Consider the following 9,764-nt stretch of genomic DNA (forward strand, 5'->3'; position numbering starts at 1 on the left):
ACTATCAGCGGCGATCACGTGACTTTCCGTGACGTGCGCGTGAAGCCCTCCGCGTGTCGGCCCGGCGCCCGCCGCACCCGACGGCGGGACGGTACGGGGCGGTGCGGTGCGGTGCGGTGCGCGGGCGGTGCGGTCGCGGCGCGCGGGCGGTGCGCGCCGGACCGGGCCTCAGCCCTTTCCGCCGCCCGCCTTCAGCACCTGGGCCGCGGCCACGCCCGCCGCGCTGAAGCCGTGCCCGCCGCCCTCGACCTCGGCGGCGACGGCGAGGTCGCCGCGGTAGGCGATGAACCAGCTGTTGGTGGCCTGGCCGCCGGCCTCGACGGTGCCGGTCTTGGCGCCGATCTGGCCGGACAGGCCGGCCATCGGGGTACGGGCGGTGCCCTGGGTGGCGGTCTTGGCCATCATGGCGCGCAGGTCCCGGGCGACGTCGGCGGGGAGCCTGCTCGGCGCCGTCACGCGCTTGGCGTCCTCGCGCAGCACGGGCTGGCGGAACGTCCCGTTCTGCACGGTGGCGGCGACCGAGGCCATCACCAGCGAGTTGACCTGGATTCGGCCCTGGCCGATGTACGCGGCCGCGGCCTCGTCCTTGTTCCCGGGCGTCGGGATGGTGGCGTCCCGGCTCGGGACGCCGATGTGCCACTCCAGGCCGAGGCCGAACTGGTCGCGGGCCACCGTGCCGAGGGTGCCGGGCTGGAGCTTCTCCAGGCCCTTGTCGATGAAGCCGGTGTTGCAGGAGCGGGCGAAGTCGTCCGCGAGCGTGTAGGACGGGAAGTCGCCGCTCTCGTCGTTGTGCCAGGCGCGCGGGGAGTAGGTGGTCTCCTTGCACGGCACCACGGTGTCCGGGCGCACGCCCGCCTCCAGCAGCGCGGCCGAGGTGATCACCTTCATCGTCGAGCCGGGTGCCTGGCCGCCCGCGAGCGCGCGGTTGAAGCCGCCCTGCGGGGCGTTGGCGATCGCCAGGATGTGGCCGGTGCTCGGCTGGACGGCCACCAGCGAGGCCGGATTGCCGTTCGCCGCCTGCTGCTTGACGGCGTCCTCGGCCACCTGCTGGAGGTCGGCGTCCAGGGTCAGCTTGACCACCGGGGCGCTCGGCGGCGTCAGCACGAACAGCGGCTCCGACTCGCCGCCGCCCGAGAGCACCACGGCCCGTCCGGTGGTGGCGGCCGCGCCGTCCGGCGGGGCGATCTGGGGGAGGACGGCGCGCAGCGACGGGAAGGTGTCGAGCGGTCGGCCCTTGCGGTCGGTGGGCTTGGACACCGGGTTGGGCGTCTCCTGCACCCCGATGGTCCGGCCCGGGGTGAGCTGGGGGTGGATCACGGACGGCTTCCAGCGCACCACGGGCCGCCCGTCCTGGGACCGGACGACGCTCAGCACGCTGTCGTACTCCCAGGCGTCCGGGGTGCCCTCGAACTCCGCCTTCACCCGGAAGCCGAGGGCCGGCTCGCTCGGGCCGTCGGCCTTCGCGGGGCCCGTCCCGGTCAGGGCGAGCGAGCGGGCGCCCACCTGCTCGTGGAACGTGGCCAGTGCGGCGCGGGCGGTCTCCGGCCGGTCCGTCAGGCCGGCGGCGGCCGGGATGTCGCCGCGGCTCCAGGCCGCCAGGAACTCCTTGGCCGTCGACTCGGCCTGCTCGGCGGTCGGCGGCTCCTGCGGGGCCTTCGCCACGGTGCCGGCGCCCTGGTGGCCGCCACCGGCCGGGCCGTTGTCCGTCACGGCGTTCAGCACGTTGTAGGCGCCGTAGCCGCCGACCGCCAGCAGGGCGGCGAACACCCCGCCGGCGGCGACCATCACGACCCGGCGCGTGGTCGAGCTGCGCGGGGCCCCGTCGTCGTGCCCGTCATGCCCGTCGAGGTCGTCCAGATCGTCGTACTGGTCGTACTCGATCTCGACATCGGCGAGTCGGCCGTCCTGCTCGTGCCCGGCGTGCCCGGCGTGCTCGTCGTGCCGGTTGTCCCTGTGCTCCTCGAACATGCTTCCGTCCCCCCTGCGATCCTCCGTGGTGGCGGGCACGCCCCCTCCGGCATGTCGGCCCGCCGGCCCGATGACCGGACGAAGGTCCGTTCGGGCGCGGACCAGCCTATGCCGGGACGGGTGATCGGTCGACAGCGGGACGGCCCGCCCGGCGATCGGCCGGGCGGGCCGTAGGGGCCGGTCAGGCCCAGGGGTCGGTGAAGGAGCGGCCGGGCACGGGCTTGGCGACCAGGGCGATGGCGGTGAAGAAGTTGACCTGGCCGATGGCGAGCATGAGCGTGGTCAGGGCCGTGTCGTCGTAGTGCCCGGCGACCTCGGCGTACAGCGCGTCCGACACCCGCTCGCCGTGCGGGTTGGGCTGGAGGACGGCCTCGACCAGGGCGAGCGCGGCGCGCTCCGGGGCGGTGAACCAGGGGGAGTCCGGCCAGCCGGCCACCGAGGCGATCCGCTCCTCCGACTCGCCGGCCCTGCGGAGGAAGCCGGTGTGCAGGACGGTCAGGTAGGTGCTGCCGGCGATCTGGCCGGCCCGCAGCTGGACCAGGCTGATGGTGCTGCGGGGGACGGACCGGTTGCCGGTGGCCTTGAACAGTGCGGCCGAGACCTCGGCGAGCTCGGGGACGAGCTGCACCGGGTCCTGGGCCATGCGCGGGCGCAGCGGGACCTCGGCGGTGATCGGACGGGCGTTCATCGTGGTGTTCCTCTTCTCGCGGATGAGCGGATGAGCGGGTGACCGCTCGACCGGTTGGACCGTGCGGCCACCCGCTCACCGGTCCGACGGATCGCGGCGCGGCTTTGTGACAGCGCGGCCCGCCCGCAGCCCGAGGACGCAGCCGACGGCCACCAGACCGGCCATCGCGAGCAGCGGCGCCGCCCAGGACCCGCTCGCGGTGTGGAGCGCGGAGGCGAGCGCGGGGCCGGTGGCGGCGAGCAGGTAGCCCCAGGTCTGGGCCATGGTGGAGAGCGCGGCGACGTGGTCCGGGTCGGTGCCCCGACGGGCGAACAGGACGGCGGCGAGCGCCTGTCCGCCGCCCATGCCGATGCCGAGGACGGCGGCCCAGACCGGCGCCCCGCCGGCCGGGGCGAGCACCAGGCCGAGCAGGCCGAGGACGCAGACGGCCGCCACGCCCAGGATGTGCGGCCGCTGGTCGCTCCGGGCGGCGGCCAGGGTCGGGGCGAGGAAGCCGCCGACGGCGAGGCCGAGGATCAGCACGGCCTGGTCGGTGCCGGCGGCGGTCCGGCTCAGGCCCGCGTCGACCAGGACGGTGGGCAGCCAGGCCAGCGTCGCGTAGAAGACCAGGGTCTGGACGCCGAAGAAGGCCGTCAGGCTCCAGGCGAGCGCCGTCCGCCCGACCCGGCGGCGCCCCGCGGGTGCGACGGGCCCGGCCGGCGTCCGCGCGACCCGCAGCTGCGGCGCCAGGCCGGCCGCCGCCAGGGCCGCCGGGACGACGGCGATCGCGATCGCGGCCTGCCAGGACCAGGTGCCCGCGACCGGCGCGACCAGCGCGGCGACGACCGCCGAACCGGCGCCCATGGACAGCGCGTAGACGCCCGTCATGGTGCCGATCCGCCGGGGCGCGAAGCGGGCCCGGACGAACACCGGGATCAGCACGTTCACCACCGCCACCGCGACGCCCACCAGCACCGTGCCCGCGTACAGCCCGGGCAGGCCCGCCGTCCGCAGCACCGCCCCGGCCAGCAGCAGCACGCTCGCCCAGAACAGCCCGCGCTCCTCGCCGAGCCGCCGCCGGGCCAGGGCGCCGAGCGGGGCGAACAGGCCCATGCACAGCGGCGGCAGGAGGGCGAGCAGGGTCACGGTGCCCGGGCCCCAGCCGGCGACCGGCGCGAGCGGCCCGATCTGCCCGAACGCGACCCGGGTGTTGAGGCTGAGCAGGACGAAACCGAGGACGAGCAGGGCCCCGGCGGCCCGTGGGGTGCGGGAGGGGGCGGGTGCGGTGGCGGTCGCAGTGGCCGACGCGGTGGTGGCCGTCGGGTCGGTGAGCGGCATGGGGAGCAAGCCCTTCGCTTCGATGGGAGGTTAGGCTTGCCTAAGCGTTCTCGCTCAAGCGCGCTTGAGCGCAACCCGGTCCCGGCGCACCCGGCCGAGCCCAACTCGGCCTGGGCGCAACCCCGAAGGAGGCGGCGGCGGATGGCGGAGCTCCACTCGATCACCGAGGTCTCGGCGGCCTTCGGCCTCTCGGTGCCCGCCCTGCGCTACTACGAGGAGTGCGGCCTGATCGCCCCCGCCGCCCGCCGCGGCCGGGTCCGCTACTACGACCGGGAGTCGCTGGAGCGCCTCGCCCTGGTCCAGCTCTGGCACGTGGACGGGATGATCCCGGTCAGCGGGACCGCCGCCGTCCTGGCCAGCGAGCGGGCGGCCGACCGCACGGCGCTGCTGCACGCCCAGCGGGACGGGATGCTCGAGCGCGCCCGCCGGCTGGAGCACGCCGCGGCCGTCCTCACCCACATGCTGCTGTGCAGTCGGGACCGCCCGCTCGACTGCCCGACCACCCGGGCCCACATCAGTGCCCGGGTCGACGCCGCCCTGGCCGGCGAGGAGCTCGCCGACGGCTTCCTGCCCGCCCGGCCGGACGGCCCGCGGTCGGAGCACCCGCGGTCGGGCAGCGCCACACCGCAGGAAGGCCTCAGCCCAGCACCGCCGGCGTCGGCCCGTCCGGCCGTACGGTGATGCTGTACGCCGCCCCCGTCGGCCGCGAGCGGAACGTCAACGGTCCCATCGGCAGCAGGAGTTCCAGCAGCGCCGTGGTCTCGCGCAGCGCGAACCGGGTGCCCAGGCAGGCGCGGGCGCCGAGGCCGAACGGGAAGTAGGCGCCGAGCTGCCCGGGGCGGTCCGCGCCGTGGGCGAAGCGGGCGGGGTCGAAGCGTTCCGGGTCCGGCCAGAGCGCCGGGTCGCGGTGGGTGAGGTACGGGCAGACCAGCACGTCCGTCCCGGCGGCGATGCGGTGCCCGGCGATGACGTCGTCCTCGACGGCGTGCCGGGGGAGCAGCCAGGCGGAGGGGTAGAGCCGCAGCGTCTCGCTCACCAGCGCCTGCGGATCGGCCGTCCGGGCCTCGGGGTGGCGGTCGAGCAGCAGGAAGAGCCAGGTGAGCGTGGTGGCCGTGGTCTCGTGGCCGGCGACGAGCAGGGTGACCAGCTCGTCGCGGATCAACCGGTCGGTGTACCCGGGGTCCTGCTCGCCCGCGTCGAGCAGCACCCGGAGCACGCCGGGCTCCTCGGTCGGGCCGGCCGAGCGCGCCGCGTCGATCGCCGCGTGTGCCACCGCGTCGATCCGGGCGAGGTCCTCGGCGACCGCGTCCCGGGCGTCCGCCGCGTTGGTGGGCAGAGTCGGCATCGCGGCCACCACCCGTTCCACCGACCGGAGTTCGCGGTCCGTCCGGTCGTCCAGTGGCAGCCCGGTGAGCGCCCGCCAGACGGTGTCCAGGGCGAAGCCGCGCATCTCCTCGCCGACGTCGAAGGCCTCCCCGTTGCGCCGGTAGCCCTCCCAGCGCTCGGCGGTGCGGCGCGCCGCCTCGGCGATCCGCCGCTCGTAGCGGCGCATCCCGGTGCCGGTGAACTGCGCCTGCAGCACCCGCCGTTGGCGCTTCCAGGGGTCGCCGGTGGCGGACAGCACGCCGTCCCCGACCAGCATCCGGGCGCGGTGCGAGCGCTTGACGTACCGGTCCGGGTGGTGGCCCAGGACGTGCTGCACGGCGGCCGGGTCGGTGACCAGGACGGTCGGTGCCGGGCCGAGCCGGAAGGCGGCGACGCCGCCGACACCGCGCTGGGTCCGGGCCAGCAGGTCGACGAGCTCGGCCTCCTCGGCCCGCCACCGCTCGACGACCTCCGCGGCCAGCTCCGGTACCGGACGGGTCTCGGTGCTCACAGGTCGTGTCCTTCCGCTCTGCTGACGGTTCGTCGGTTGCGGTCCGACTCTATGCCAGCGAGCGGCCCGTCCGGCTGCGCCGAACGGCTGGCCGACCCGGCCGGGGGCGGCGCGGCGGCCCGACCGGCCGTACCCGCACGGGTACGGTGCGGCGGGGCCGACCGGTCCCTGCTCGCCGCGCGGATGGGAGAACGCATGCCTGGGACCCGGCACTTCGGAAGCGGCGGGACCAGCCCGGCGGGCCGGTGGCTGGCGGCCGCCCTGCTCGTCCCGGTCCTCGCGGCGTGCGGCGGCGGTGGCGGATCCGGGTCGGCCGGCGCCACCCGGAACGGCCAGAGCAGCGGCTCGGGCCTGCCGGACGACCAGCGGACCAAGGACGAGGGGGACCAGGGCGGGTTCCGGACCGCGGGCGAGCCCTCGGCGAGCGTCCAGGGCATCGACAACAGGGCCCGGATCACCCTGTCCTTCCCGTCGAAGACCAGTTTCACGGCCGTGATCAGCAAGGTCGCCGAGTGCGGCAGCACGTCGTACGCCACCCCCGCGTCGCAGCAGGTGCAAGTGACCGACGGCAAGACCGAGCTGGTCGATTTCCGGCTCCCGCAGTGGAAGCCCGGGACCAAGGACCGGACCGTCTGCCTCACGGTGACGGCCGACGACTCCTCCAAGCGGATCGAGGCCGCGGGCTCGGTGGTCGTCGTCAGCCCCGACGACGGGGCGACCACCGGCAACGGCGCGACCCCGAGTTACGGGTCGAGCCCGTCCAGCGGCGCCGGGAGCACCCCCTGAGACCTGCCGAGGAGGAACCCCCGGACGGGCAGCGGCAGCCGCAGCCGCGCTCCTGGGCCGACTGGCTCACCAGGCTCGCCACCTGGATCGCCCCGACCACCCTCCTCACCGCGCTGCTCCTCTTCTTCGGCTACGCCTACACCAGTTCGCTCTACGCCTTCTTCGGCATCGACGCCGGCACGATCGGCTTCGCCACCCAGGACCTGCTGATCCGCAGTTCCCCCGCGCTCTACCTCCCGGCCGGGGTCGCCCTGTGCGGGGCGCTGGTCGGCGCGCTGGGCTACCACCTCGCGACCAGGGCGGCCGGGAAGCGCGGGGCCGGCGCCCGGACGGTGCGCCGGGCCTGTTGGGCGGTCGCCGCACTGGTCGTCCCGCTGCTGGTGCTCGGCCTCCTGGCCGGCTTCGAGGTGTTCGACGCCGGCCCGCTGGGCACCCCGCTGCTGATCGGCGGCGCGCTGCTGCTCGCGGTCCTGGCCCGGATGATGTACGTGCGCGGCACCGGCGCACCGTACCCGCTGACCGGGGAGCGGGAGGCGCTGGGCGTCAGCGTGGCGATCATCGTGCTCTGCTCGTACTGGGCGGTCGGCGACTACGCCCAGCAGAAGGGGACGGCCGACGCCGAGGACCTCGCCCACCACCTCTACCGGCGCCCGGCGGTCGTCCTGGACACCCCCGAACGCCTCCACCTGGGGTGGCCCGGGGTGCGGGAGACGGCGCTGCCGGACGTGGACCAGGGCGCGCGCTTCCGCTACCGCTACGAGGGGCTGCGGCTGCTGGCCCTCTCCGGCGGCCGGATGTTCCTGGTCCCGCGGACCTGGACCTGGGAGACCGGCAACGGGCTGATCCTCCCCTTCGACGCCACCGTCCGGGTCGCCTTCCATCCCGGCTGAGGCCGCCGCGCGGGCTCGGCGCACCCCCGCTCCGCGCACGGCTGCGCCGCGGTCCGTCCCCCTCGACGGACCGCGGCGCAGCGGCTTCACCGGGCGTCAGCGCGCCCCGGTCACACGGCCTGCCAGAGCGCCGGGACGATCGGCGGCTCCCAGCCGACCTGGGCGGTGTGGCCCTGGAGGCAGCGGTAGCTGACCCCGTTGTAGGTCACCACGTCGCCCGCCTGGTAGGTGGTGCCGGGCGTCCAGGTGCCACCCGGGTTCGGCGAGTCGTTGCCCACCACCAGGGAGAAGCTGGTGCTGTGGGTGGCCGAGCCGGTCCCGGTCAGGGTGATGGTGTAGGTGCCGGTGGCGGTCGAGGCGGCGGTGGCGACGGTGAGCGTCGCCGAGCCGCCGGACTGCACCGAGGACGGGTTGAAGGAGACGGTCACGCCGGCCGGGGCGCCCGAGGCGGTCAGGTTGACCGTCTGGGCCGAGCCGGAGGTGGTCGAGGTGGCGACCGTCGCCGTGGTGGTGTCACCGGGCTTGACGGTGGCGGTGGTCGGGTTCACCGAGAGGGAGAAGTCGTTGGCGGGCGCGGTGCCGCCGACCGAGGTCTTCCAGATGGTGTACGCCACGCCGTCGGCGTTGCGGTTCAGCACCGTCGCGTCGACGTTGCTGGTGGTGTCGCAGGACGAGTGGTAGCAGGAGTCGTAGGAACGGCCCGCTGTGCCGCCCCACTTGGCCGCCTGCGCCGAGGTCTTGGTGGCATCGGCGCCGGCCGCGTAGCCCGAGGTCGGGATGCCGGCCTGCTGGAAGGAGTAGTCGTCCGAGCGGCCCTGGCCCTCGACGTTCTCCTCCGGCTTGAGGTTCAGCGAGTCCCAGTAGGCCTTCATCGGGGCCGACGCCGCGGAGTTGATGTTGTTGATGAAGTAGCCGGCGTTGGGCGAGCCGACCATGTCGAAGTTGTAGTACGCCTTGATCGCGGAGCGCTGGGCGGAGCTCAGCTGGCCGACGTAGGACTGCGAGCCCTGGAGGCCCTGCTCCTCACCGGTCCACCAGCCGAACCGGACGTGCCGGGTCAGGCTGGGGTTCTGCTGGGCGAGCACGAGCGCGTTCTCCAGCAGGACGGCCGAGCCGGAGCCGTTGTCGTTGATGCCGGGGCCGGCCGAGACGCTGTCCAGGTGGGCGCCGAACATGGTGACCTGGTCGGACGGGCCGCCGGGCCAGTCGGCGATCAGGTTGTTGGACTGGTAGCTGCAGGAGGTGCAGGTCTGCTCGGTGACGTTGTAGCCGGCCGCCTGCAGCTTGGCCTTGATGTACGCGATCGACTGGCTGTGCCCGGCGCTGCCCGCCCGGCGGTGGCCGCCGTTCTGGTTGGCGATGGTGTTCAGCTGGGACAGGTGGGCCTGGACCTTGGCGACGTCGATGTCGGGCGCGGGCCCGCCGGGGTTGCCCCCGCCGCCGACCGTCAGGCCGTACTGGGCGGTGTGGGTGGTGGCGCCGGCGGTGCCGGTGACGGTGATCTGGTAGGTCCCGGCCACGGCCGCCGCGGAGGCGGACAGGGTCAGGGTGGAGGAGGAACCGGCCTGCACCGACGAGGGGTTGAAGCTCGCGGTGACGCCCGCCGGGAGGCCGGAGGCGGTGAGGCCGACGGTCTGCGCGGTGCCGGAGGTGACGGCGGTGCTCACCGTCGACGAGGTCGAGGCGCCGGGCTGGACGGAGCCGGACGCCGGGCCGAGCGACAGCGAGAAGTCGTTGTTGCCGGACGGCGTGCAGGTCGGGTCGCCGCTCTGGGCGGGGACGCTGACGGCGTCCCAGGCGGCCTTGGTGCGGTTGAAGAAGGCGCAGGTGGCGTCGAGGCTCTTGGCGGCGGTCAGCGTGGCGGTGCGGTAGCGCTTGTAGGTCATGCCGCTGGTCTTGAGCAGCATGCCGCCGTAGAAGACCCGGCCGGCGTCCTTGATGCCGATGCCGGTGACGGAGGAGTTGTTGCAGGTGGGGCTGGTGGGCTTGCCGCCGCCCGGGTTGGAGCCCTCGGCCAGCAGGTAGAACCAGTGGTTCAGCGGGCCGGCCGCCGCGTGTTCCTCGGTCTGCGGGATCGACGCCGAGTAGCAGTTCGGGTCGTTGTTGACGAGCGAGGGGTTGTACATGTTGCGGATCGGCCCCTGGCCGACCAGGTTGATCATCTCGCCGACGGTGTAGTCCGGGGAGTCGTACGGGGCGGGCTCGTTGGCGTACGACTCGGTCAGCGCGCCCATGATGT

The 9,764-nt window shown here is 74.6% G+C and carries 7 protein-coding genes; 2 read left to right on the plus strand and 5 right to left on the minus strand.

Annotated elements, in window-relative coordinates:
* Window positions 1–168 precede the first annotated feature (168 nt).
* The 3 genes from ACWDCZ_RS36845 to ACWDCZ_RS36855 all read right to left on the minus strand — a co-directional run bounded on the left by ACWDCZ_RS36845 (window position 169) and on the right by ACWDCZ_RS36855 (window position 3,973).
* Window positions 169–1,968, minus strand: coding sequence for a penicillin-binding transpeptidase domain-containing protein (locus ACWDCZ_RS36845; RefSeq protein WP_387972802.1), 1,800 nt, complete (start codon window positions 1,966–1,968; stop codon window positions 169–171).
* 181 nt (window positions 1,969–2,149) lie between these two features.
* On the minus strand, window positions 2,150–2,656 hold the full coding sequence (locus ACWDCZ_RS36850) for a carboxymuconolactone decarboxylase family protein (protein WP_117486856.1): 507 nt from the start codon (window positions 2,654–2,656) through the stop codon (window positions 2,150–2,152).
* 75 nt (window positions 2,657–2,731) lie between these two features.
* On the minus strand, window positions 2,732–3,973 hold the full coding sequence (locus ACWDCZ_RS36855) for an MFS transporter (protein ID WP_387972799.1): 1,242 nt from the start codon (window positions 3,971–3,973) through the stop codon (window positions 2,732–2,734).
* 141 nt (window positions 3,974–4,114) lie between these two features.
* Between ACWDCZ_RS36855 and ACWDCZ_RS36860 the strand changes: the two genes are divergently transcribed.
* Window positions 4,115–4,654 (plus strand): MerR family transcriptional regulator, encoded by a 540-nt coding sequence (locus ACWDCZ_RS36860; RefSeq protein ID WP_375877556.1) that lies wholly within the window; start codon window positions 4,115–4,117, stop codon window positions 4,652–4,654.
* Here the strand turns inward: ACWDCZ_RS36860 and ACWDCZ_RS36865 are convergent.
* The gene (locus ACWDCZ_RS36865) at window positions 4,611–5,849 is read right to left on the minus strand and encodes a cytochrome P450 (RefSeq protein ID WP_387972796.1); all 1,239 of its coding nucleotides are present in this window, start codon (window positions 5,847–5,849) and stop codon (window positions 4,611–4,613) included. The genes ACWDCZ_RS36860 and ACWDCZ_RS36865 overlap by 44 nt on opposite strands.
* Window positions 5,850–6,451: 602 nt before the next feature.
* Between ACWDCZ_RS36865 and ACWDCZ_RS36870 the strand changes: the two genes are divergently transcribed.
* Window positions 6,452–7,525, plus strand: a complete 1,074-nt coding sequence (locus tag ACWDCZ_RS36870; protein WP_387972793.1) for a hypothetical protein — start codon at window positions 6,452–6,454, stop codon at window positions 7,523–7,525.
* 110 nt (window positions 7,526–7,635) lie between these two features.
* Here the strand turns inward: ACWDCZ_RS36870 and ACWDCZ_RS36875 are convergent.
* A partial coding sequence (locus tag ACWDCZ_RS36875; RefSeq protein WP_449818187.1) for a M28 family peptidase occupies window positions 7,636–9,764 on the minus strand: 2,129 nt, incomplete at its 5' end.

Source organism: Kitasatospora sp. NPDC001225, assembly GCF_053597855.1.